Source organism: Pelomonas dachongensis, assembly GCF_043555865.1.
Lineage (GTDB): Bacteria > Pseudomonadota > Gammaproteobacteria > Burkholderiales > Burkholderiaceae_C > Pelomonas > Pelomonas dachongensis.
The window spans coordinates 316,316-338,672 of record NZ_JBIGHY010000004.1 but is presented as its reverse complement, the minus strand read 5'-3'; the positions used below and the strand labels follow the sequence as shown (position 1 = coordinate 338,672).

20 protein-coding genes are annotated in these 22,357 nt (G+C 70.7%); 8 read left to right on the top strand and 12 right to left on the bottom strand.

The features are described 5' to 3' along the window. Nucleotides 1-11: 11 nt before the first annotated feature. The 4 genes from ACG02S_RS13635 to ACG02S_RS13620 all read right to left on the bottom strand — a co-directional run bounded on the left by ACG02S_RS13635 (nucleotide 12) and on the right by ACG02S_RS13620 (nucleotide 3,904). Entirely contained in the window at nucleotides 12-668 is a 657-nt protein-coding gene (locus ACG02S_RS13635; RefSeq protein ID WP_394471000.1) for a hydrolase, read from the bottom strand. Between the two features lie 36 nt (nucleotides 669-704). Further along, nucleotides 705-2,141 carry a catalase gene (locus tag ACG02S_RS13630; RefSeq protein WP_394470999.1) on the bottom strand — a complete coding sequence of 479 codons (1,437 nt, stop codon included), beginning with the start codon at nucleotides 2,139-2,141 and terminating at the stop codon, nucleotides 705-707. Nucleotides 2,142-2,143: 2 nt separating this feature from the next. Further along, nucleotides 2,144-2,980: an alpha/beta fold hydrolase gene (locus ACG02S_RS13625; protein ID WP_394471152.1), complete on the bottom strand. Its 837-nt coding sequence runs from the start codon at nucleotides 2,978-2,980 to the stop codon at nucleotides 2,144-2,146. A 291-nt stretch (nucleotides 2,981-3,271) separates the two neighbouring features. Continuing rightward, complete coding sequence (locus ACG02S_RS13620; protein ID WP_394470998.1) at nucleotides 3,272-3,904, bottom strand: response regulator transcription factor; 633 nt, start codon at nucleotides 3,902-3,904, stop codon at nucleotides 3,272-3,274. Between the two features lie 217 nt (nucleotides 3,905-4,121). On the opposite strand from ACG02S_RS13620, the gene ACG02S_RS13615 reads away from it, so the two are divergent. Next, entirely contained in the window at nucleotides 4,122-4,766 is a 645-nt protein-coding gene (locus ACG02S_RS13615) for a helix-turn-helix transcriptional regulator (protein WP_394470997.1), read from the top strand. A gap of 93 nt (nucleotides 4,767-4,859) precedes the next feature. Further along, nucleotides 4,860-7,886, top strand: a complete 3,027-nt coding sequence (locus ACG02S_RS13610) for a sensor histidine kinase (RefSeq protein WP_394470996.1) — start codon at nucleotides 4,860-4,862, stop codon at nucleotides 7,884-7,886. Between the two features lie 10 nt (nucleotides 7,887-7,896). Here the strand turns inward: ACG02S_RS13610 and ACG02S_RS13605 are convergent, their stop codons facing one another. Then, complete coding sequence (locus ACG02S_RS13605; protein WP_394470995.1) at nucleotides 7,897-9,027, bottom strand: hypothetical protein; 1,131 nt, start codon at nucleotides 9,025-9,027, stop codon at nucleotides 7,897-7,899. A gap of 288 nt (nucleotides 9,028-9,315) precedes the next feature. Here ACG02S_RS13605 and ACG02S_RS13600 point away from each other — a divergent pair, with 288 nt between their 5' ends. The 3 genes from ACG02S_RS13600 (at nucleotide 9,316) to ACG02S_RS13590 (ending at nucleotide 12,190) form a co-directional block, all read left to right on the top strand. After that, nucleotides 9,316-10,047, top strand: coding sequence for a tetratricopeptide repeat protein (locus ACG02S_RS13600; protein WP_394470994.1), 732 nt, complete (start codon nucleotides 9,316-9,318; stop codon nucleotides 10,045-10,047). A gap of 10 nt (nucleotides 10,048-10,057) precedes the next feature. Then, on the top strand, nucleotides 10,058-10,969 hold the full coding sequence (locus tag ACG02S_RS13595) for a LysR substrate-binding domain-containing protein (protein ID WP_394470993.1): 912 nt from the start codon (nucleotides 10,058-10,060) through the stop codon (nucleotides 10,967-10,969). Between the two features lie 66 nt (nucleotides 10,970-11,035). Then, on the top strand, nucleotides 11,036-12,190 hold the full coding sequence (locus tag ACG02S_RS13590; RefSeq protein WP_394470992.1) for an alpha-hydroxy acid oxidase: 1,155 nt from the start codon (nucleotides 11,036-11,038) through the stop codon (nucleotides 12,188-12,190). Nucleotides 12,191-12,193: 3 nt separating this feature from the next. Here ACG02S_RS13590 and ACG02S_RS13585 read toward each other — a convergent pair whose 3' ends face one another. Beyond that, complete coding sequence (locus tag ACG02S_RS13585) at nucleotides 12,194-14,893, bottom strand: pectinesterase (RefSeq protein ID WP_394470991.1); 2,700 nt, start codon at nucleotides 14,891-14,893, stop codon at nucleotides 12,194-12,196. A gap of 54 nt (nucleotides 14,894-14,947) precedes the next feature. Then, entirely contained in the window at nucleotides 14,948-15,706 is a 759-nt protein-coding gene (locus ACG02S_RS13580; RefSeq protein WP_394470990.1) for a siderophore-interacting protein, read from the bottom strand. A 45-nt stretch (nucleotides 15,707-15,751) separates the two neighbouring features. Between ACG02S_RS13580 and ACG02S_RS13575 the strand changes: the two genes are divergently transcribed. Then, nucleotides 15,752-16,228, top strand: a complete 477-nt coding sequence (locus tag ACG02S_RS13575; protein ID WP_394470989.1) for a MarR family winged helix-turn-helix transcriptional regulator — start codon at nucleotides 15,752-15,754, stop codon at nucleotides 16,226-16,228. Nucleotides 16,229-16,234: 6 nt separating this feature from the next. On the opposite strand, the gene ACG02S_RS13570 is transcribed toward ACG02S_RS13575, so the two are convergent. Continuing rightward, nucleotides 16,235-17,383: a pectinesterase family protein gene (locus tag ACG02S_RS13570; RefSeq protein ID WP_394470988.1), complete on the bottom strand. Its 1,149-nt coding sequence runs from the start codon at nucleotides 17,381-17,383 to the stop codon at nucleotides 16,235-16,237. Between the two features lie 397 nt (nucleotides 17,384-17,780). Between ACG02S_RS13570 and ACG02S_RS13565 the strand changes: the two genes are divergently transcribed. Beyond that, complete coding sequence (locus ACG02S_RS13565; RefSeq protein WP_394470987.1) at nucleotides 17,781-18,680, top strand: hypothetical protein; 900 nt, start codon at nucleotides 17,781-17,783, stop codon at nucleotides 18,678-18,680. Here ACG02S_RS13565 and ACG02S_RS13560 read toward each other — a convergent pair. From ACG02S_RS13560 to ACG02S_RS13545, 4 genes are read right to left on the bottom strand one after another with little or no spacing between them, the layout of a single operon-like run. Continuing rightward, entirely contained in the window at nucleotides 18,652-18,987 is a 336-nt protein-coding gene (locus ACG02S_RS13560) for a YnfA family protein (protein ID WP_394470986.1), read from the bottom strand. The genes ACG02S_RS13565 and ACG02S_RS13560 overlap by 29 nt on opposite strands. A 6-nt stretch (nucleotides 18,988-18,993) precedes the next feature. Next, a complete protein-coding gene (locus tag ACG02S_RS13555; protein WP_394470985.1) occupies nucleotides 18,994-19,575 on the bottom strand; it encodes an Lcl domain-containing protein in 582 nt (193 codons plus the stop codon). Beyond that, entirely contained in the window at nucleotides 19,572-20,888 is a 1,317-nt protein-coding gene (locus ACG02S_RS13550; RefSeq protein WP_394470984.1) for a hypothetical protein, read from the bottom strand. The genes ACG02S_RS13555 and ACG02S_RS13550 overlap by 4 nt, the downstream gene beginning before the upstream one ends. After that, nucleotides 20,885-21,670, bottom strand: coding sequence for a phosphodiester glycosidase family protein (locus tag ACG02S_RS13545; protein WP_394470983.1), 786 nt, complete (start codon nucleotides 21,668-21,670; stop codon nucleotides 20,885-20,887). The genes ACG02S_RS13550 and ACG02S_RS13545 overlap by 4 nt, the downstream gene beginning before the upstream one ends. A gap of 82 nt (nucleotides 21,671-21,752) precedes the next feature. Here ACG02S_RS13545 and ACG02S_RS13540 point away from each other — a divergent pair, with 82 nt between their 5' ends. Next, the gene (locus ACG02S_RS13540) at nucleotides 21,753-22,316 is read left to right on the top strand and encodes a YceI family protein (RefSeq protein ID WP_394470982.1); all 564 of its coding nucleotides are present in this window, start codon (nucleotides 21,753-21,755) and stop codon (nucleotides 22,314-22,316) included. The last annotated feature ends 41 nt before the right edge of the window (nucleotides 22,317-22,357 follow it).

The following is a 22,357-nucleotide window of genomic DNA, read 5'->3' as shown; positions in this document are numbered from 1 at the left end:
CGCTAGCGCGTTCAGCCTTCGTGGGCGCCGAACATCGTTTTGGCGTAGGTCACGCCGATGCCGTAGGCGCCGCCCACCTTCTTGGCAATGCCGGTGGTCAGCTCATAGGTCTCGCCGCGGGCCCAGTCGCGCTGCAGCTCCAGCAGGTATTGCAGCGACGTGATGGGCCGGGCGCCGGCCTGCACCATGCGCGCGACGGCACGCTCGTGAGCCTCCGTGGACACGTCGCCGCAGGCGTCGGTGATGACGTAGACCTCGAAGCCTTGGTCCAGGGCCGACAGCGCCGGGCCCACGATGCAGACGCTGGTCCACAGGCCCGCCAGCACGATGCGCTTCTTGGCGATGCGGTTGACCTCGGCGATAACGGCCACGTCCTCCCAGGTGTTCATCGAGGTGCGGTCCAGCATCCGCTGGCCGGGGAACGGCGCGGTGACCTCGTCGAACATCGGGCCGGAGAAGCTCTTCTCGGCCACCGTCGTCAGGATGGTCGGCACCTTGAAGCCGGCCGCAGCCTGGGCGACCAGAGACGCGTTGTTGCGCAGCTCGATGGCCGCGATGGAGTGCGTGGCGAAGGCCATCTGCGACTGGAAGTCGATCATGACCAGCAGGTGGTCGGTCGGGTTCAGAAGCAGGGCGCCGGGGATGGCCTTGGCGGTGGGGATGCTCATGGTGGTTCCTCGTGGGTGGGGGTGGGGGGTGGGGAGTCAGATCAGGCCCAGCGCGACGGCCACGCCGGCGCCGTAGGCTGGGTCGGCCTTGCAGCAGTTGTCCACGTGGCGCTCGCGCACCTCGCGGCTGACGCCCTGCATGGCCCGGGCGGTGTTGTCGAACAGGCGCTGGCGCTCGTCGGCGCGCAGCAGTCGGAACAGCGCCGCGACCTGGCTGTAGCAGTCGTCGTCCAACCGGTGGTCCCAGTGCGTGGCCGTGCCGTGCAGCGGTAGCGGCGGCTCGTTCGGTTGCTGGCGGTCTGGCCACAGGCCCCCACTGTTGGGCACATAGCCGGGCGTGGCGCCGTGGTTGCCGTCCACGCGCATGGCACCGTCGCGGTGGAAGCTGTGCACCGGGCAACGCGGCGCATTGACCGGGATCTGGTTGAAGTTGACGCCCAGGCGATAACGCAGCGCGTCGCCGTAGCTGAACAGCCGCGCCTGCAGCATCTTGTCGGGCGAGAAGCCGATGCCCGGCACGACATGGGCCGGCGAGAAGCCCGCCTGCTCGACCTCGGCGAAGTAGTTCTGCGGGTTGCGGTTCAGCTCCAGCACCCCCACCTCGTGCAGCGGGTACTCCGCGTGAGGCCAGACCTTGGTCAGGTCGAAGGGGTTGAAGGGGCAGGCGTTGGCCTCGTCCTCGGACATCAGCTGCACGCACAGCGTCCAGCGCGGGAAGTCGCCGCGCGCGATGGCGTCGAACAGGTCGCGCTGTGCGCTCTCGCGGTCACGGCCGACCAGCGCTTCGGCCTGTGCGTCGCTCAGCCAGCGAACGCCCTGCTGACTGCGGAAGTGGAACTTGACCCAATGCCGCCCACCCTCGACATTGATGACGCTGAAGGTGTGGCTGCCGAAGCCGTGCATGTGGCGGTAGCCATCGGGCAGGCCGCGGTCGCTCATCAGGATGGTGACCTGGTGCAGCGCCTCGGGCATGAGCGTCCAGAAGTCCCAGTTGTTCTGGGCCGAACGCAGGTTGGTGCAGGGGTCGCGCTTCACCGCGTGGTTCAGGTCGGGGAAGCGCAGCGGGTCGCGCATGAAGAACACCGGCGTGTTGTTGCCCACCAGGTCCCAGTTGCCTTCGTTCGTGTAGAACTTGACCGCGAAGCCGCGGATGTCGCGCTCCGCGTCCGCCGCGCCGCGCTCGCCGGCCACCGTCGAGAAGCGCACGAACACCTCGGTCTGCTTGCCGACCACGGAGAACAGGTCCGCCTGCGTGTAGCGGGAGACGTCCTGCGTGACCGTGAACGTGCCGTAGGCCCCCGAGCCCTTGGCGTGCATGCGGCGCTCGGGGATGACCTCGCGGTCGAAGTGGGCGAGCTTTTCAAGCAGCCAGATGTCCTGCAGCAGCGCCGGCCCGCGCGGCCCGGCGGTCTGGATGTTCAGGTTGTCCGCCACCGGCGCGCCGTTGGCGTGGGTCAGGCGCTGCTTCGTCATGCTCAGCCCTTGATGAAGGCCAGCAGGTCGGCGTTCAGCACATCGGCGTTGACGGTCAGCATGCCGTGCGAGTAGCCCTTGTAGACCTTCAGCGTGCCGTTCTTTAGCAGCTTGACGGCCTTGAGCGCCGAGTTGGCGATGGGCACGATCTGGTCGTCGTCGCCGTGCATCACCAGCGTGGGCACGGTGATGGCCTTCAGGTCCTCGGTCTGGTCGGTCTCTGAGAAGGCCTTGATGCCGTCGTAATGAGCCTTGGCGCTGCCCATCATGCCCTGGCGCCACCAGTTGTTGATCACGCCCGGCAGCGGCTTCACGCCCGGACGATTGAAGCCGTAGAACGGGCCGGCGGGCACATCCATGAACATCTGCGCGCGGTTGTCGGCCACACCCTTGCGGAAACCGTCGAAGACCTCCATCGGCAGGTGGTCGGGGTAGGCGGCGGTCTTGGCCATGATGGGCGGCACCGCGGCCACCAGCACGGCCTTGGCCACGCGGCCGGCGGGCTGACCGTGCTTGGCGACATACCGCGCCACTTCGCCGCCGCCGGTGGAGTGGCCAATGTGCACGGCGTTGCGCAGGTTCAGGTGCTCGACGACGGCGAAGGCGTCGGCGGCGTAATGATCCATGTCGTGGCCCTCGCTGACCTGTGCCGAGCGGCCGTGTCCACGGCGGTCGTGCGCGACGACGCGGAAGCCGCGCTGCACGAAGAACAGCAGCTGCGCGTCCCAGTCGTCGCTGGACAGCGGCCAGCCGTGGTGGAAGACGATGGGCTGGGCGGTCTTGGGACCCCAGTCCTTGAAGAAGATGGTGGTGCCGTCTTTGGTGGTGATGGTGCTCATCTGAGGTCCTTGCTGAGGGTGGGAGGTGCGGGAAGTGGCGGCCTGCGCATCGCTGGCCGGTGTCAATGACGCGGCCAGTGGCAGCGCCAGCGCGGTGCCGACGCCCGCGCCGAGCGCGAGCACCTGACGGCGCCGGGGTTCCGGGATATCGCTGGATTCAACGTTCATGTCGCCTGTCCTTCGGTTGGGATTCACTGACGGACATGCTAGGAATGGCGCGTGCCCCGGCCCAGCCCCGTTCGGGGGCAGCCGTATCACCCTTTGGAGAGAGGCGCCTGCGGCGCCGGGCTATCAGAGCTGCAGCAGGCCGCGCTGCAGCGCGATCGTGACGGCGTGCGTCCGGTCGCGCGCGTTGAGCTTCAGCAGGATGGACTTGACGCGGGACTTGATCGTGTCTTCCGCCACCGACAGCAGCGCGCCGACCTCGCGATTCGAATGCCCCTGCGCGATGTAGCGCATGACCTCGACCTCCCGGTCGGTGAGCATCTCGTCGCCCGCATGACGGGCGATGTCCACCGCGATGTCCGCCGGCACCCAACGGCCGCCCGCATGCACGGTGCGGATCGCCTCCAGCAGCGACGCCCGCAGGGCCGTCTTCACGAGATAACCCACCGCGCCTTCCTTCAGCGCGCGCCAGGCCTGGATGTCGCCCTTGTAGGTCGTCAGCACCAGCACCTTCGCCCGCGGGCTCTGCTTGCGAATGAGCGTGATGGCTTGCAGGCCGTCCATGCGTGGCATCTGCAGGTCCATCAACGTCACATCGGGCTGCAACTCGGCGAACCGCTCCACGGCCTCGACACCGTTCGACGCCTCGCCGACCACGTGCAGGTCGGGCTGCCGCTGCACGAGCGCGGCAATGCCGTCGCGCATCAGCGGGTGGTCGTCAACGAGGAGCAGGCGAACCTGTGCGGGGGCGGGACTCATGTGCAGCTTTGTGTGCAGCGGATGGAGAGTTTAGGGTCGACGGGTGGCGGGGCCATCCCCCTTTTCATCCCCTGCCCCATCGCCACGCCACCCGTTTGACTCTTTCGGGTGATTGCCAATCACCCCGTGGGGGCTGCCCAGGCGGGACCGCGGGTTGCAGCATCGGCGCATGCAACTCCAGCGCACGCCACCGTCCCCTCGACGACCACCCCCCGCGGTGCCGCGCCACACCGTCCAGGTGCGCGTGGCCCATGGCCATGCGCTGCTGGCAGCCGGCATCCGGGCCGCGCTCGCCCCGCACGTGCCGGTGGCCGTGGCCGCCGGCGGTACGCCGGGGATCGACCAGCCGCCGCCGCTCGATGACCAGCTCGATGACCGCCGCGTGCTGATCATCGACCTGACCCAGGCACTGGCGCTGCATAGCGACGACCTCGAAGCCGGCACCGCCGGGCACAAGGGCCCGGTGCTGGTGGTCGAAAGCGGGTTGACGGCCCGCAAGGTCAGGGCGCTGCTGCGCACCGGGGCGAGTTGCGTCAGCGCCGATGCCTGCCCTCACGAATTGGTACGCGCAGTGCACGCGCTCGCTGCCGGCGAGGCCTATTTCTGCCCCGTCGCCAGCGGCCTGCTGGCAGACGCGATTGCCCACCCCGATCTCACGCCCCGCGAGCAGCATGTGCTGGAGCTGCTGAGCGATGGGCTGGACAACAAGTCGATTGCACGCCGCATGGACATCGCGCTCGGCACCGTCAAATGCCATGTGAAGGCGATCCTGGCCAAGACAGGCGCGCGCACCCGCACGGGCGTGGCGGCCCAGGCCATCCGCCAGGGCTGGATTGACGCGAGGCCGCCAGCACACCGCTGAACGCCCTACCCTCCCCTTCGGCGGTCGTCCCGGCACGCCCCCCTATCATCCGCCGCGCCCGCCCCATCCCGTGCGCTGAGCCCTGCCGCGACGATGCCCTCCCTCCCAGCTTCCTTGGCCCTGCCCGCGCGCATCACTCGGTGGCTGTGCCCGGCACTGCTGGGTCTGCTGGGTCTGCTCGGCCTGCTGGCCGCAGCGGCGCCTGCCCGGGCCACCTCGCCACCGGGCGCGCTGGTGGAGTTCAAGCACGTCGCCTGGTCGCTGGAGCGCGGCGCGCCCAGCCGCATCAACTCGATCGACCAGACGCCCGACGGCTTTCTGTGGATAGGCAGCGTCGAGGGGCTGTTCCGCTTCGACGGCGTGAGCTTCGAGCCGGTGCCGATGGCGGCGCCCGATGCCCAGCGGCTGGTGGTTTCGCGGTTGCGGGCCACGCGGGCCGGCGACCTGTGGGTCGGGCTGGCGCGGGGGCGCGGCGTGGCCCGGTTCCACGACGAGCGCCTGGTGGACGCGCAGATGCCGCACCCCTCGCGCGAGGTCAACGACATCCAGGAGGACGCCGACGGCGGCGTCTGGGTGGCGCGCGGCGGCCGCAGCGACCGCCAGCTGGCGCGGTTTCATCAAGGCGCCTGGCAGGAACTCGGGCCGGACAGCGGATTGCCCGCGCAGCAGGTGTGGGACCTGCACTTCGCACGCGACGGCACGATGTGGGTCGTGCTGTCCAACACGCTGGCCTTGCGCCGCCCCGGTGAAGTCCGTTTCAGTACCTTGCCCGTGTCCATCACGCCAAGGGCCAGCCTGTCGGAGGACGCAGAGGGCGGGATCTGGATCGCTGATGCCAGCGGCACGCGGGCCCTGCAGCGGCCCGCCACCGCGGCCACGGCGTTCGCGCATCCCAACCGCTTCGGCGGGACGCGCCTGCTGTTCGACCGGCACGGCGACCTCTGGACTACCACCTGGAACAACGGCGTGATGCGCATCCGGGCGCCGGGCCGGGTGCTAGCGACGTCTGGCGCCGAAGGCGATCGCATCGCGTCGCTGAACGCCAGCGCGGGCTTGACGTCCGACCAGACCCGCGCCCTGTTCCAGGACCGCGAGGGCAATGTCTGGGTCGGCACCGAACTGGGGCTGGACCTGCTGCGGCCGGCGAGCGTGATCGTCGAACCCGGCCTGCCGCCCAACTCGCCCACCAGCTACCGCCTGGCCGCCACGCGTGACGGGACCGTGTACGTCGCCGATGCGCAGGCGCTGTATGTGATGCCCCCCGGTCAGCCGCCCCGGCGGGTGCTGGCCAACGGCAGCCCGGCCGAGGCCTTGTGCGCGGCCGGGGCGCACGGCGTTTGGCTGTTCCTGGCTGACCGAGTCCTGCGCATCGAGGGCGGCACCGTCCAGCGGCGGCCCAAGCCAGCCGGGGCCACCGCCTTTGGCTGCGCCGAGGACCGCGAGGGCCGGTTGTGGATGCCGGGGCTGGAGCGCGGACTGCACTGGCTGCAGGGGGACGTGTGGCAGCGCTGGCTCGAGCCGCTGCCGTCGCCGTCGTTGCCCGCGAACGCGGCGCTCGACCGCGAGGGCCGCGCCGTGCTGCTGTTCCGGGGGCGGGCGCCGCCCGGCGATACGCCGTTTCTGGCGCTGGACGCGACGCAATCCCGCGCCGGCGGCATCGAGGGCCTGCTCCCCGCCGACGCCGGCGTACTGGTCAGCGGCAGCCTGGGACTGGCGCGCGCGGGCGACGCCACGGGGGCGGTCTGGCTGTCCAGCCAGACGCACCCCTGGGCGGCGTCGCTGAACGGCCTGGCCCAGACCGCCGACGGCGACACCTGGGCCATCGGCGACGCCGGCATCGTGCAGCTGCGCTCCAGCGACCTCGCCGGCGCGCTGCGCGAGCCCGGCGTCGCGCTGCCGCACCGGGTGCTCGATTTCCAAGACGGGCTGAACAGCTTCGTCCAGAAGGCGCCGGGCGCGCAGGTCGCCGTCGGGGGGGACGGACGCGTGTGGTTCCTGACGCGCCGCAACGTGGTGCGCATCAACCCCGCCGCGCTGGTGAGCAACCGGCTGCCGCCACCGGTCGTGCTGCGCTCGGTGCAGGTGGGCGAGCAGGTGCTGCCGGCGACGCCCCAGGTGACGCTGCCCGCGGGCACCACCACCGTGCGCGTCGCGTTCACGGCCTTGAGCCTGACCATGCCGGGACGCGTGCAGTTCCGCCACCGGCTGGCTGGTGCCGATGGCACGTGGAGCGCCGCGAGCCCCCAGCGCAGCACGCTACTGTCCGACTTGCGGCCTGGCACCTACCGCTTCGAGGTCAGTGCCTGCAACAACGACGGCCTGTGGAGCGCCCAGACCGCCGAGCTGACGCTGATCATCCCGGCCACGCTCACTCAGTCGCTGGAGTTCCGGCTGGCGATGGCCGCGCTGGCAGCGCTGCTGCTGTACGGGCTGTACCTGATGCGGCTGCGCCAGATCGTGGCGCGGGTGCGCGAGCGGGGGGAAGAGCGAAGCCGCGAGCGCGAGCGCATCGCCCGCGACATGCACGACACGCTGCTACAAAGCGTGCAGGGGCTGATCCTGCGCCTGCAGTCGGTGGCAGACGGCCTGCAAAGTGATCCGCCCGCACAGCAGGCGATCAATCAGGCCCTGGACCGCGCCGAGGCCGTGCTGGTCGAGGGACGCGACCGGCTGCAGGGACTGCGCCACACCGACACCAGCGACCTGGAACGCGAGGTGAGCCGGCTGATCGCGGAGCTGCCCTTCGCGCAGACGACGCAGGTCAGCGTGGCCAGCCAGGGACAGCGGCGGACGCTACAGCCACCGGTGTTCGACGAGATCCTGTGCATCGTCAGCGAGGCCTTGTTCAACGCGGCGCGGCATGCCGGCGCGCGCGAGGTGGTGGTCCAGGTCGATTACGGCCGCCGCTGGCTGGAGGTCGAGGTTCGCGACGACGGCGTGGGCGTCAGCCCCGAAAAGGCGGCGCAGGCCGGCCGCAATGGCCACTACGGCATGCTGGGCATGCGCGAGCGCGCCGAGCGCATCGGTGGGCAGTTCCGCATCAGCGGCCACAGCGGCGGGGGCACACGCGTGTCGCTGCGCATCAAGGCCGCCGTCGCCTACGCGCGGCGCGCCAGCTGAACCGCCGCACTCAAGGCGTCAGGTCGAGCTGGCCGCGCACGTTCTCCGGTGCGGCGATGCTGCGCAGCCATTTGACCGACTCGACGCGCCAGCGCGGGTCGCTCTGCTTCAGCAACGCGTAGACGCCCGGCAGGTGCGCCGAGCCATAGGTGAGGAAAACCCGGTCGCGCGGGTCGGCCAGCAGCCGTCGCACCAGTTCGCGGTTGCGGTAGTCGATGACGACGGCATCGAACGGATCGCGCGGCCGGGCGTCGTGAGAGCGCCGCGGCCTGACCAGCAGCGTCATCAGCCCGCGGCAGACCGTACCGGCCAGCGCGCGCTGACTTTCGGTGCCGCGCTGCTGCCAGGCGACGAACGCCGTCAGCGGCTGTCCGCCGGTCGACGGTGCGCTGCGGGCGGTCTCGCGCGCCTGCATGGCCTCGACGAAGGCCATGTCGGTGGCCAGCAGCCGGTCGAACTCGCGTCGCATCTGCAGCGACGACACATCCGCCGCCACATGCCGGTCCGGATGCACCTTGCGGTCCATCGCCAGCAGCGCGAAGTAGTCGTTCTGGAACACCAGGCCGCAGGCTCCCGCCAACTGCTTGTACGAGGCGGACAGGTCTTCATCGGTCCCCAGGAACCCGGCCAGCCAGGCATCGCCTTGCGGGTCCGGGATGACGCCCTCGTAGTAGATCGCCGCGCCCTCGCTGAGCGCCTTGCCGATGTCGAACATGACGGCGCGGTAGTACGCGTCGCTGCCCACATGCATCATGCCCTGGAAGGTTAGCGTGCGGCTTCCGTTGCTCAGCACCACCTGCGGCTGGGCCGCCGGCTTCAGCACAGTCACCAACGCCAGGTAGTAGATGGGCGCGGCCAGGGCCACGCAGACGGCGCAGGCCAGCCCCAGCGACGACTTGATCCACGGCCAGGCCACGCGCTTGCGCCGCCGCCGCGCCCACCAGGCCGCGGGCAGGCCGGCAAGCACGGCCGACGCTGCCAGCACCGTCAGCGGCAGCCACGGCTGCACCTGCAGCAGCACCGGCAGCGACAGCAGCGCGGCCAGCCCCAGCACGGCGCCCAGCAGCGTGCGCAGCCGCACGCGCAGGCGCTCGCCGTCGCGCAATGCCTGCTGTGGCAACACCCCCGTTTTCCCCGCCATCGACAGCGCCTCCCCGTGCCTGCACGCGTGCCGCCCCCCCGGGCCGCGCCCCTCGCTCAATGCCCCGAATGATCGCGCCGGATCGCACCCCGTCTTGCCACAAGGTTCACGGCCGTGCGCTGTTTCAGCGGTTTCAACTGTTTCGCGCAAGCGCTTGACGACATGGCGGCGCCGAGGTGGCGGACAATGCGCCGGCCTGCCCACGAGGCGCGCACCTGTCAAGCCCTTGTTTATCGTCCGATGAACTCCGCACAACCCCGCCCTGGCCCCCTATCCCCCGTCGCGGCATTGAACACGCCGGCCGTCAACCCGTTGCAGCTCGGGCTGACGCTGCTCCATGCCACGCCGCCGGACTACCGGCGCGCGCTGGGCTGGTTCCGGGCGGCCGCCGAGACCGCCGACAGCGACGGCGTGGCGATGCTGGGGCTGTGCCAGCTCGAAGGGCTGGGCATGCCGGCGGACCCGGTGCAGGCGCGCGCGCTGCTGGAGCGGGCCGCCTCGAACGGCAGCGCCATCGGCCACTTTCAGCTGGGCCGTGTGCTGATGACGGGCCGCGGCGGCCCGGCCGACGAGGACAGGGGCTTGTCGGCCTACGTGGCCGCCGCCGCGCTGGGCCATGCCGAGGCCACTTTCAATCTCGCCAACTGCCTGTTCGCCGGCGTGGGCTGCCTGCCCGACCGCCTGGCGGCCAAGGCGCTGTACCTGCGCAGCCGCACATTGGGGTCGCAACTGCGCCCGCAGGGCGTGCTGGTGCACCGCCGCGAGCTGAAGGCGGTGCGCGCGCTGGCCATGCGGTTCTCCGACCCGCACCGGCTGGTATTCCTGCTGAACGAACGCCAGCAGGAACTGGCGCTGGTGCAGGCCGTCGTCCAGCCGCGCAGGCGCCGTGCCGAGCGCACGCAGCGCTGGCAGTTGGCCGGGCGCATGGCGGCCGGCGTGATGGTGGCCATGGCCGGCACGGTCGGCCAGTACCTGCGCCCCACCTCGCGCGACGCCGGCCCGACGACGCTAACCTTCTGACCCGGCCGCCGTGCGCCCGCTGCGCCTGCCCTCGCTCGACGCGTTGCTCGCCTTCGATGCGGTGGCCCGCGCCGGCAGCTTCGAGGCCGCAGCGGCCGAACTGGCGCTGAGCGCCAGCGCGGTCGCCAAGCGCGTGGCCGGGCTGGAGGAACGGCTGGACCTGCCGCTGTTCCTGCGCCAGCCCCCGCGGGCCTTGAGCCTGACGCCCGCCGGCCACGAGTACCTGCCCCAGGTGCGCCAGGCACTGGCGCTGCTGCAGGCCATGCCGCTGCACCAGCGCGCCGGGCCGCGGCGCGAGCGGCTGCGCGTCAGCTCCACGCCCACCTTCGCGCGCCAGCTCATCGTGCCCGCGCTGCCCGGCTTCACGGCCGCGCATCCGCATGTCGAGCTGGAGCTGACGCTGTCGGTGCCGCTGCTGGCCGAGGGCGATGCCGGGGCGGACGTGGAGATCCGCCACGGCGCCGTGCCCGGCGACATCGCACCGGAGCAGGTGCTGCTGCGCGACTGGCTGACGCCGCTGGCCGCGCCGGCACTGCTGGCCGCCCACGCGCCGCTGCGTGAACCGGCCGACCTGCTGGCGCTGCCGCTGCTGCGCACGCCGCTGCAACCCTGGGCGCCGTGGCTGAACGCCGCCAGCCTGTCGGACGCGCCCGAGCCCGACGATGGCCCACGCCTGGTGGACCTGGGCCTGGTGCTGGCCGCCGCGCTGGCCGGCCAGGGCGTGGCGCTGGCGCGGCTGAGCCTGGCCCGCCACGAGCTGGCCGAGGGCCGGCTGGTGCAGCCGTTTGCGCTGACGGTGCCGGCCGAGCGCCACTACGGCGTGCTCGTGCACCGGCCCAGCCAGGCGGCCGACGCCTTCGCGCGCTGGCTGCACACACACTGCGCCACGCTGGCCGCGGAAAACTCTTCCGGCACCGGCTGAGGTTTTTTCCGGCTGTCCTGGCAGTGCGGGGCCTAGCATCGCGGCCTTCCCTCCAAAGGCCGCGCCATGCCCGTCATTACCTGCGTCGAAGACCTGCGTCAACTCGCCGAGAAGCGCGTGCCGCGCATGTTCTACGACTACGCCGACTCCGGCTCCTGGACCGAGACCACCTACCGCGCCAACGAGACCGACTTCCAGCCGATCAAGCTGCGCCAGCGGGTGGCGGTGAACATGGAAGGTCGCAGCACGGCGGTGAAGATGATCGGCCAGGACGCCAAGATGCCCGTGGCCATCGCGCCCGTAGGCCTGACCGGCATGCAGCACGCCGACGGCGAGATCCACGCCGCGCGCGCGGCCGAGAAGTTCGGCATCCCGTTCACGCTGAGCACGATGAGCATCTGCTCCATCGAGGACATCGCCGAGAACACCACCGCGCCGTTCTGGTTCCAGCTCTACATGATGCGCGACCGCGAGGCGATGGCTCGAATGATCGACCGCTGCAAGGCCGCCAAATGCTCAGCCCTGGTGCTGACGCTGGACCTGCAGGTCATCGGCCAGCGCCACAAGGATTTGAAGAACGGCCTGACCGCGCCACCGCGGCCCACGCTGGCCAACCTCATCAACCTGGCCACCAAGCCGCGCTGGGTGCTGGGCATGGCGGGCACGAAGCGCCACACCTTCCGCAACCTCGTGGGCCATGTGAAGGGCGTCAGCGACATGCGCTCGCTGTCGGCCTGGACCAACGAGCAGTTCGACCCGCGCCTGTCCTGGGCGGACATCGCCTGGGTCAAGGAGAAGTGGGGCGGCAAGCTGATCCTGAAGGGCATCATGGAAGTCGAGGATGCCAAGTTGGCCGTGCAGGCCGGCGCCGACGCCATCGTCGTCAGCAACCACGGCGGCCGGCAGCTGGACGGCGCGCCTAGCAGCATCCATGCGCTGCCGGCCATCGTGGCAGCAGTGGGCGACCAGATCGAGGTCTGGATGGACGGCGGTATCCGCTCCGGCCAGGACGTGCTGAAGGCCTGGGCGCTGGGCGCCAAGGGCACGATGGTGGGCCGCGCGATGGTCTACGGTCTGGGCGCCATGGGCGAGGCCGGCGTCACCAAGATGCTGCAGATGCTGCACAAGGAGCTGGACGTCAGCATGGCCTTCTGCGGCCACACGCAGCTGACGAACGTGACTCGCGAGATCCTGGTTCCCGGCACCTACCCGACCGTCTGAGCTTCAGCGCGGCTGCAGCCTGACCACCAGCCGCTCCAAGAAAGTCCGGTTGCCGGCCGACGCCGTGCCGGTGAACTGCACGCCGAAGCCGCCGGCCTTGCTGGCCACACCCGGCAGCTTCGCGCTGAAGTGCACCTCGTGCGGCAGCCCGTAGCGGGCCTGCACGCCGGTCTGCGGCGAGCGGGTCGTCACGCGGGCCGACAGCAGGTCGCCCGCCAGTTCGAAGCGCAGGGTGGCGCCCGGCATGAACACCGAGCTGTCCACCAAGGCGCCGGGCAGCACCGTGCGCACACCGTTGACGACCTGCAGCATCGACACCCGCACCGAGTTGCCTGACGACGGGATAGGTCGGTTGCCGTCCAGCGGGTCGCTGGCCAGCCGCTGCAAGCGCAGTGCATAGCCGCTGCGGGTCCGTGCGTCCCACTTGAGGTAGACCTCCAGGTACTGACCGGTCGCGCTGCCAAAGCCCTGGCCGGCCACCTTCTCGGGCGTCAGCGCCAGGGTCAGCGCCATGTCGGCATACGTGCCGCGCGGCTCGTAGAGCAGCCGTGCTCCCTGCGTGGCCGTCACCAGCCCGGCCACGTCGACGGCGCCGTCACGGTCGCCCACGATGTGGGCCCAGGGCGCTGCGGCAGACGGCACCCAGGTCGCCGCCACGTCGTCGGGCTTGAAGCTGTCGGCGTACCAGACATCGGGCTGGCCCAGCGCGTGGCCCGCCCAGCTCACGTGGGCAAAGTCAGTCGCGATGACGTGCGGCTGCGTCACATCGGCCGCAGCCACGGCACGCGGGCTGCTCACCTCGATGGCGGCGGCCGGCGCGCTGAACTCGTAGCGCGGCATGATGACGGCGGTGAGGTGGTGGCCGATGTCGCCGGCCGACAGCGCGTAGTCGCGCGTCGCCTGGGCCACCTCCACCGCCTTGTCGCCGGGCGCGCTGCCGCGAAACCAGGTGATGGTGGAGCGGTCGACGAGGGCCGGCTGGTCGTAGGCGAGCTGCAGCCGGGCCTGGTCCGGCACCAGCGTCATGGCCGGCGAACCCCGCACCACCGGCGGCGCCACGGCGACGGGCAGCACGCGCAGCGTCGCCTGCGCCGCCAGGCCGTTGGGTGCCGTGGCGGTGACGACGGTGTCGACGATGCGGCCCGTGGCCTGCCGCTTCGCGCGCAGCCGCAGCAGGCCGTCACCACGGTCCGGCAGCCGGGTGAACAGCGCGGCATCGAAGTCGAACCGGATCGCGCCGGGCGCGAAGGCGGCGGCCGGCGTCGTGGCCGGCGTCAGCACCACCTCGTGGGCCGGATCGTCGGACGGCACTCGGCTCGCGCTGGCCGCCAGGGTCAGCTTGAACGCGGCGTCATGCCGAACCTGCTGGCCCGACGGATTCCAGCCATCGTGGCCGCGCAGGAGGTTGTGGACGTTGTAGGCCGCGCCGACCTTGAAGCTCTTCAAGGCCTCGGGGCCGAGCCCCTGGGTGACCTGCGGATGCCGCGGGTCGAACACGACCGGCGTGCCATCGGCGTAGCGGTTGTTGTGGACGAGCTGCTTCACGTCCGGCCGCTGCACGTTCTCCCAGCGGATCTCCTGATGGGGGCCGACGAAGCGGTTGTCGATCAGCGCCCAGTGGCCGCCGCTCTTGGCGAACCAGAAGGCGGGGCTGTCGTTCATGAAATTGAAGGTCGAGTTCAGGAACACTGCCAGCGTGGACGAACCACCCCAGGACGGATGGCTGCCGTGGAAGTCGAAGGTGCAGCCCTCGAACACGTTCAAGGCGCCGCCGGCGATGGCGTCGTCGGTCAGCTGGAAGTAGGAGTTCCTGAAGTAGGCACGCTGCGGGCCGATGGCCAGCAGGTTCAGATGGCTGACGAAACGCACGTTCTCGAAGTACAGGCGGTCCAACGGGCCACCTGCAGATGTGAGCGTCTGCGCCTGCACGCGGGCATCGCCGCGGCGCGGCAGGTTCTGCGACGGGTCGCGCGGGAAGACCAGATCGACCGACGTGTAATTGGCGAAGGTCAGGTGCCGGGCCGAAAAGCCGGTGCCGATGCCGATGACGTTCCAGTTGCCGTTGGAACCCACGGTCTGGCCGCGGTTGCCGGCGATGCGCACGTCGTCGGCATTCGACGTGAGACCCTGGAAAGTGAGGCCGGACTGTGGGAAGGCGATGCCTACCAAGCCGGGATGCAGCGGCGTGTTAGCGTCGTGTGGGTCGCGGTGGTCGTCGGTCCAGTAGACGCCAGGCGTGAAGTTCACCGTCGTGCCGTCCGCGATATTCGCAGCCTTCAGTTCCTGCAGCGTGCGAAAGGTGAAGGGGCCGCGCCAGGACTCTTCCAGGTAGGCATCCACGACGACGTTGGTCGCCGACAGCGGCACAAACTTGGCCTTCAGCGCCAAGTCGGTCGTGACGCGGTCATGCGCGAAGTCCCACATGCGGCCCGGGCCGGCATCGGGCTGGAACCAGCCGACGAAGTAGTGGCCGGGTCCACGGTCGGGCCGAGCGGGGGGTTGCAACAAGGCCTGGTCGGCCACCTGCACCTGCACTCGCCGGTCGTCGATTTCCAAGCTCACCCGGTGCGGTGGGACCGTCCCGGTGGCGCAGGCCGCCAGCAGCACCATCCAGGCCAACAGCAGCGGTGCGAACCAGCGCAGCCAGCCCCGCGCGGGGTCAGCGGACATTGCGGCGGGTGTTTCGTTCAGCGACAGGCTCATGAAGACATTGTCGAATGCGGCATGACGCCCTCGGTCGCTGGCGAGACGCCTGCTTCAGTCAGCCTGAGCGGGTGCCTCCTCGTCCAGCCGCGCATGAAAGCCTTCGGCACCCTGCTTCCAGTAGGCCGCCACCTTCAGCGCCTCCTTGGGGTGGCCCTTGTCTCGCAGCATCAGCTCGCGCAGTTGCGTCATCGCCTGCGCCTCACCGGCACACCAGACGTAGCCCTCGCCCTCCGGCAACGACACGCCGCGCAGGGCTTGCAGCAGCGCCGCAGGCGTGGACAGCACGTGCAGGTCCAGCGACGTCGGACGGCGCGCGGGCAGCGTGGGCGCATCGTCCATCAGCAGCCACAGCGACACGCGCGCGTCGGCCGGCAGTTCCTCCAGCCGCCGCGCGATGGCCGGCCAGGCCGTGTCGTCCCCCACCAGCCAGTGCCAGGCGTAGTCCGTCGGGATGACCATGGAGCCCCGTGGGCCGGCGACGGTCAAGGTCTGCCCCGGCGCCGCCTGCGCGGCCCAGGTGCTGAACGGGCCGCTGCCGTGCAGTGCGAATTCCAGCACCAGCTCGCCGCACTGTGTGTCGAAGGCGCGCGGCGTGTAGTCGCGCATCAACGGACCACTTGCACCCGGGTCGGGGTGGGGCAGCACCAGCTTGACGTGGTCGTCGAACGAGCTGGACACGAAGCTCTTCAGCGAATCGCCCTGCAGTGTGACGACGACGAAGCGGCCGTCTCGACGCTGCACATCGGTCACAGTCAGCTCGCGGCGATGGATCTCATGCCGCACGCGCTGCACGCGGCGGACGGGGGTCATATCGGACATGATAGGAAGATCAATTGGTTGATAATGTCACCCATCATGAGCGAGACAGTTGATAAAGTCAACTCAAAATCCCTGGCACCCGCGGGGGAGATCTTCGACCTGCTTCACGCGCTGATGCACCTCCACCGCGGCCGCCAGCCGCGCGAGACGGCCGCGCATGACGAGGCCGCGCTGACGCACATGGAGGCCCGCGCTCTGGGCTTCATCGGCCGACATGCAGGCGCCACGCAGACCGACCTGGTGCTGCGCAGCGGGCGCGACAAGGCGCAGATCGCCCGGCTCATTGCGTCGCTGAAGGCGCGCGGCCTCATCGAGGCCAGCGCTGATGCCACCGACCGCCGCACGCAGCGCCTGGCGCTGACCGAGGCCGGACAGGCGCTGCACCGCCGGCTGCGCCGCCATGGTGAGCAGGTGGCGCAGGCGGCAGTGCGGGACTTCAGCCAGGCGGAACTGGACCAGTTGCTGGCCCTGCTGGCGCGGCTGCGCGCCAATCTCGAAGCCGCTGAGGAGTAAGCGGCGTCAGGGCGCGGCGCCGCTGCCCGTGTTGGCGTACTCGGCCAGGCGGCGGTTGCCGGCGCTGCCGTAGTTGACCGGGTTGCTGCTGTTCCAGTCCGCCCAGGGCGCGGTCTTCTTGATGTGGCCGCCCAGGTTGACCTCGCGCACGATCATCTGGCCCGTGGTCCCGCCGTTTTGCGTCCACTGCCGCGCGAACGACACGCTGTTGCTGCCACCCGTCGTCGTGAACGAGCCGCCCTTGAACAAGAAACCCTTGTTGCCCAGCACATGGCTGGGCGCGGCGACGACGCCGGTGCTGGTGCGCGCGTTCGTGTAGCGGATCTCGCAGGCGTCGAACACGGCGGTCATGTCGCCGAAGATGAAGTCCACGTCGCCCTGGATGAAGCTGTTGCGCACATGGGTGCGCTTGCCCGAGCCGGCCAGCCACAACGTGTCCTGGTTGCCCAGCAGCCGCACGGTGTCCAGCTGCACCTGGTCACCGCCGTTGTTCAGGTAGGCCACGGCCTGGTGCTGGCCGTTGGCCGCGGCGTTGTTCTCGCCGTAGGTGTTCTGGATGGTGAGATTCTTGACCTGCAGCTGGCTGGCATAGCTGACCACTGTGGCCGTGCAGTTGGTGCCCAGCGTGCTGCGGCCGCCGCAGTCGTTGTAGTAGCTGCTGACGCGGCTGGGCGCGCCGCTGCCGAAGTCGGCCGCGTTGCCCACAGCCGACCTGAAAGCCGAGCCGGTCATCGCGTAGTGCGCCCCCAGCTGCAGCACCACGCCGGTCTGGCTGTCGCCGTACACCGTCAGCGGCACTCCGGACGGAATGACCACCAGCCCCGTGTAGGTGCCGGCCTTGATCTGGATGTACTTGCGCGTGGTGCCGCCGGCCTTGATGGCCGCGTTGACGGCGGCCTGCACGGTCTTGTACGGGCCGCTGGGGCTGACGACGTAGTCGCCCGTGCTCTTGGTGCCCACGGTGCCCGGGCTCCAGCTTCCCAGGAAGCTGGCCACCGTGTAGCTGCCCTGCTCCGATGACGACAGCTGCGGCCGGGTGGCTGTGGAGGTGGCTGCCCCCGCCGGCAGCGCGATCAGCAAGGCCAGGGTCAACAAAGGCGCAGCCGGGCGACGCGGCGCGCCGGCGTGACGAAGCAAGCGAGGGGATGCCGTCATGGAAATGATCTCGTGGGTGGATGCAGGGCCCGTAGCACGGGGCGGCATGCACCGACGATCTGCGCGGCCTGGCGCAGCGACTGACGTGCAAAGCCCGGCGAGGGAGACGGCCGGGCGCGGCGCATTCTGCAGGCCGCGGTGCGCGCCGGGCCTATCGGTTTCCCGGTGCCCGGCCAGCCGCCGCTGGCCGATGCTGCGCGCCGTGAACCGCCGGACCGCCCTTTCCCTCACAGCACTTGCCGCACTGGCCGCACTGGCCAGCGTTGCCTGGCTGGCACCTGCCGACGACCCCTCGGGCGCTCCGAGGCTCCCGCCTCCACAGACAGTTGCGTTTGCACCGCTGCCAGCGCCGCGGATCGCCAAAGCGCCCGAGCTTGTCGAGCCCCAGGTTCGCCCGGTGGCCGCAGCGCCTGCCGCCACCGAGCTTTGCGGCCTGGGTCGCCTGCCGCTGCAGGCCACCGGCGGCACGGTAGACAGCTTCGATCAGCTGCCCGCGCCGCTGGGCCGCCTGGCCTTGTTGGAGCTGCAGGAACGCCTGCAACACGCGCTGGCCGCCGGCGATGCCCGCCAGCGCGTGGCCGCGTGGCTGCTGCGCCAGCCTGAAGCGCCGGAGGCGTCTGCCCAGGCCGCATGGGCGGCCGGCCTGCTCGCCGAGGCCCACGCCGGAGGCGAAGCCCTGGCGCTGCGCTGGGCCGCCTCAGCCTGCGGCCACACCGATGACCCGGCCGCGTGCCGCCACGCGCTCGCGGTGCAACGCCTGCACGCCGAGCCCGGCAACGGCCTGCACCAGCTGGCCGTCGCGCCGACCTGGCCGCAGGCCTGGCGACACCTGACCCGCGCAAGCCACTGGCGCGAACACCCCGGCGGCCTCACCGCCACCGTGCAGGCCGCGCTGGACACGCTGCAGCCACCGCCCGCCGCCTACCTGCGTGCCCGCCTCGCACGCGAGACGCTGGCGCGCGACGCGTCGATGGCACCCGAGGGGCTGGAGTTACTGGAGGCGCCCTGTGCGGCGCAACCCGCCAGCTGCGCCGAGGTGGCTGAGCGGATGGCCGCCAGCGCCGATTCGGCCACGCTGCTGCAACAGGCTGCGGCCCTGGGTCGCCTGGCCGGCTGGCCGGACGCGCGCGTCGAGGCCTTGACGACGACCACACAGGCCTTCCACGCACAGCTGCCACGCTGGGCCGACGAGCCGCAGGCAGCGCTGGGCTGCGCAGCAGCCGAACCCGCCCTCGCACATGCCCGGGCAGTGGCGCAGCAAGGCGAGGTCAGGCCGACGGCCGCGAGCCGGCCATGATGACCACCATGCCGGCAAAGCACAGGCACACGCCCACCCAGTCCGTCATCGTCGGCTTCACCTGGTCCACCACCATCAGCCAGACGAGGGCCACACCGATGTAGACGCCGCCATAGGCCGCGTAGATGCGGCCGGCGGCGGTGGGATGCAGGGTAAGCAGCCACGCAAACAGCGCCAGGCTGGCGGCGGCCGGCAACAGCAGCCAGGCCGAAGCGCCCTGCTTCAGCCACAGCCAGGGCAGGTAGCAGCCCACGATCTCGGCCAGCGCGGTGACGACGAAGAGGGCAAAGGTCTTCAGCAGGTCCATGGTGGGTCAGGGTTGCAGCGGCCTCACCAGCCGCACGGCCAGCGTCTCGCGCTTGGCCATGTCGCCGCGCGCGGCGCCGCCGGGTTGTTGCACGGCCCAGCCGGTGTTCACCACCAACCGGTCCACCTGGCGCTGCGTCGCGCCGCGCTCCACGTTGCGGTAGGCATAGGGGTTCACCGCCTCGCTTTCGATGCGGGTGGTGCTGCTCCAGTACCAGCCCGCCGGCCCGGCCGACGCCAACAGCGCCGCCTCCTTGCCCAGCCGCAGACGCTCGAAGAAGTGCTTCAACTCAGGCACGCGCGGCAGCCGCCAAGACTGCCCCTCGGCGGCGCTGTGCGCCCGCGCAAAGGCCAGCGCCTGCGCATGCGTGGCCAGCACTGCCTCGCCGGCGCATTGCCCGCCATCCCAGCGCTGGCCTTGCGGGCAGCGCGCCCAGGCCAGGCCCGCAGCAGCGTCGATCAGCTCCTGGCCATCGGCGCTGGGGACCAGGCGCGCCGCCTCGTCGGCAACGACTGGCGACAGCGGTGCCAGCGGGGTCAGGGCCAGGGCCAGAACGACACCTCGCTGCAGCGCGCACACGGTACTCATCGGCCCGCCGCCATCACCAGGGCATGCGCCTCGGCGGGCGTCACCGCCCCCTCACCCGGCAGCTCCACGACGATCAGATAGCCCGCCAGGTCCGATCGCGCACCGGCACCCGCATAGGTCTGCGCCAGCGTCAGCTGCCGGCTCGCGACGAGGCGGCCGGTGGCGGCGTCCCAGTCTTCGTGCGAGACCAGGCAGCCCTGCTGGGGCGCGCCGGGGTGGTAGGTCGTACCGGCGTAGTAAGCCGGGTTGATGGTGTTGCCGTGCACCAGCAGCTCGTCGCGGCCGGCGCGGCCGGAAAGCAGCGCTTCTTTGATGGGCGGCCAGGCGCGCCAGCTGGGTGGCAGGTAGCTGTCGTACAGCGCCTCGTCCCACGCCGCCGCGCCGGGAGCGGGCACATGCTCGAACTCGGCCGGCGTGGCCTCGACCGGCAGCTTGCTGTGCAAGTAGGGCGTGGGGCCGATGTTGGGATTGGTGGCCGTGCCTGCGCCAACGACAGTGAACAGCCCTTGCGGCGTGTTGCCATTGGTGATCGTGCCCGGCAGGCCGCTACGCGCCAGCGCCAACTGCGGCGACGTGAACAGCTGGCCGGCACCGTCGCGCACGAAGCGCCCGCCGGCATCGCGCACCAGCGCCAGACCCATGACCTGCCGGCCCGGGCGCTGCAGACTGACGATGACCGGAAATCCCGGCCGCAGCGGCGCCGCCAGCAGCTCGGCCAGCGGTGGCTGCGCAGCGGCCGAGGGGCGCAGCCGCTGCATCAGCGCGGTCAGCCGCGCGTCATCGGCCCAGCTGGGGAACTGCTGCGGCAGCATCACGCGCAGCCGGTCGGCGGCGGCGCCGTCGGCTTGCAGCAGCGTGTAAGCGGCGATGGCGAAGGGCTTGCTGGTCGTCAGCTGCGGCAGCAACGGCCAGATCAGCGGTGCGGCGTCGGTGGCATACAGCGTGTGGGCGGCGGTCAGCAGGGCGCGCTGCGTCTCGGCGTCGCGCTGGCCCAGCGTGGGCAAGGCTTGCAGCAGCAGCGGGCGAGCCGCGGCGATCTCTGCGTTGTACTGCGCCACGAGATCGAACAGCTTCGGCAACGCCGCTTCCCGCTCGGGCCCGGCGGGCAGCACCAGCCGGGCGCGGATGTCGGCCACCGCGGCCTCGCGCAGCGCGCGCTCACCGACGGTGGACGTGGCCGGCCAGCTCAGGTCGGCTGGCTTCAGGGCCAGCAGTTCAGCGGCGCTGTAGCGCTTCTCGCCCGGCTGAAGGGGGGTGGTGCAGGCGGCCAGCAGCAGCGCGGCGCCGAGGACGGTCAGGGAGCGGAGATTCATCGGGGGGTCAGGTGCAAGGCATTGGCCACGCGGCGCAGCGCGGGCTCGTTGAGGGGGCGCGGCAGGCGCGATTCGCCGCCGATCAGCAGCGTGGACGAGCCACCGCCGTCGAGGTTGAACGCCTGCACCGCGCCCAGCTCGCGCATCAGCTGCGCCGTCTGAGCCAGCGTCAGGCCCTTCAAGTCACCGCGCCGGCCGGCGGCCAGCAGCACGATGAGCTGGCGGCCCGACGCGTCCAGGCCCACAGCGGTGCGCGGGTGGGTCTGGGCGCACAGGTTGGCACAGCTCGCGTCGTCCGCCGCCGTGCGGGCGTTGCCATCGCGCACCAGCCAGGGCGTGCCGCTCACGGCCAGGCGCCAGCCGGACTCGGGCGCAGCGGGCGCGTCGAAGCGGATGGTGCAGGTGGTGTCACACGCCAGCAGCGGGTCCCTGGCCGTGGCGGGCGCCTTCAGCAGCGCGGGCCAGGGCTGGCTGTCCGATACGGTCAGGCCGCGGGGGCGGAATTCCCTGTCGAAGAAGGAGGCGTTGATGCTGGCGAGTGCGCCGCGGCGGCTGGGCATCTGGTCCAGCGGCTGGCCGGCCTCGCCGGGCGGCGACAGCGTGACGCGCACGCGGCCGAGGTCCACACGCAAGGCATGAACGTCGCTGTTCTGCCAGGGCGCCCAGGCGCGGTGGGTCAACCCGGGCGCGAGCGTCTGCCAACCGTCGGGTGGCGGGGGCGGTGGGCTGGCGCAGCCGGCGAGCAGCGCGAGCATCCATCCTGTCAACAATAGACGCAGCATGCGGCGATGCTAACGGCCGCCCTTGTCGAAAGCCGAACCGGCCACTCGTCGTAAGGCTTCACCCAACACCCAGGACCCTGCAATGAAACACCTGCCCCTGCTCGCTGCCTCCTTGCTCGCCACCGCCGCTGCGACGGCCGCGCCCGTCACCTACGACATCGATCCCACCCACACTTACCCCAGCTTCGAGGCCGACCACATGGGCCTGTCCTACTGGCGCGGCAAGCTGAACAAGAGCGCGGGCACCGTGATCTACGACAAGGCCGCTGACACCGGCAGCGTGGACGTGCAGATGGACCTGGCCAGCATTGATTTCGGCCTGGAAGCGATGAACGCCTGGGCGCGCGGCGAGAAGTTCTTCAATGTGGAGAAGAACCCCAGCGCCACGTTCAAGGGCCGCTTCGAGGGTCCGCTGCCGGGCAAGCTGGTGGGCGAGCTAACCCTGAACGGCAAGACCCGCCCGTTGACGCTGGCGCTGCACCACATCAAGTGCATCCCGCACCCCCTGCACAAGCGCGACTTCTGCGGTGCAGACGCATCCGGGAGCTTCAACCGCGAGGACTACGGCCTGGGCATCGGCAAGGAATGGGGCTTCAAGATGGATGTGAACCTGCGCATCCAGGTGGAGGCGGTGGCGCGGGAGTGAGGCGATGGTCGCCTCATTCGTATGAGGTCCACTTCAGTTCG

Bases quoted from the DNA above. Each gene is read 5' to 3' on its own strand.
- ACG02S_RS13570 (WP_394470988.1), bottom strand. From the start codon at position 17,383: ATGACGGCATCCCCTCGCTTGCTTCGTCACGCCGGCGCGCCGCGTCGC.
- ACG02S_RS13610 (WP_394470996.1), top strand. From the start codon at position 4,860: ATGCCCTCCCTCCCAGCTTCCTTGGCCCTGCCCGCGCGCATCACTCGG.
- ACG02S_RS13590 (WP_394470992.1), top strand. From the start codon at position 11,036: ATGCCCGTCATTACCTGCGTCGAAGACCTGCGTCAACTCGCCGAGAAG.
- ACG02S_RS13605 (WP_394470995.1), bottom strand. From the start codon at position 9,027: ATGGCGGGGAAAACGGGGGTGTTGCCACAGCAGGCATTGCGCGACGGC.
- ACG02S_RS13635 (WP_394471000.1), bottom strand. From the start codon at position 668: ATGAGCATCCCCACCGCCAAGGCCATCCCCGGCGCCCTGCTTCTGAAC.
- ACG02S_RS13560 (WP_394470986.1), bottom strand. From the start codon at position 18,987: ATGGACCTGCTGAAGACCTTTGCCCTCTTCGTCGTCACCGCGCTGGCC.
- ACG02S_RS13630 (WP_394470999.1), bottom strand. From the start codon at position 2,141: ATGACGAAGCAGCGCCTGACCCACGCCAACGGCGCGCCGGTGGCGGAC.
- ACG02S_RS13580 (WP_394470990.1), bottom strand. From the start codon at position 15,706: ATGACCCCCGTCCGCCGCGTGCAGCGCGTGCGGCATGAGATCCATCGC.
- ACG02S_RS13620 (WP_394470998.1), bottom strand. From the start codon at position 3,904: ATGAGTCCCGCCCCCGCACAGGTTCGCCTGCTCCTCGTTGACGACCAC.
- ACG02S_RS13585 (WP_394470991.1), bottom strand. From the start codon at position 14,893: ATGAGCCTGTCGCTGAACGAAACACCCGCCGCAATGTCCGCTGACCCC.
- ACG02S_RS13550 (WP_394470984.1), bottom strand. From the start codon at position 20,888: ATGAATCTCCGCTCCCTGACCGTCCTCGGCGCCGCGCTGCTGCTGGCC.
- ACG02S_RS13555 (WP_394470985.1), bottom strand. From the start codon at position 19,575: ATGAGTACCGTGTGCGCGCTGCAGCGAGGTGTCGTTCTGGCCCTGGCC.
- ACG02S_RS13625 (WP_394471152.1), bottom strand. From the start codon at position 2,980: ATGAGCACCATCACCACCAAAGACGGCACCACCATCTTCTTCAAGGAC.
- ACG02S_RS13545 (WP_394470983.1), bottom strand. From the start codon at position 21,670: ATGCTGCGTCTATTGTTGACAGGATGGATGCTCGCGCTGCTCGCCGGC.
- ACG02S_RS13575 (WP_394470989.1), top strand. From the start codon at position 15,752: ATGAGCGAGACAGTTGATAAAGTCAACTCAAAATCCCTGGCACCCGCG.
- ACG02S_RS13540 (WP_394470982.1), top strand. From the start codon at position 21,753: ATGAAACACCTGCCCCTGCTCGCTGCCTCCTTGCTCGCCACCGCCGCT.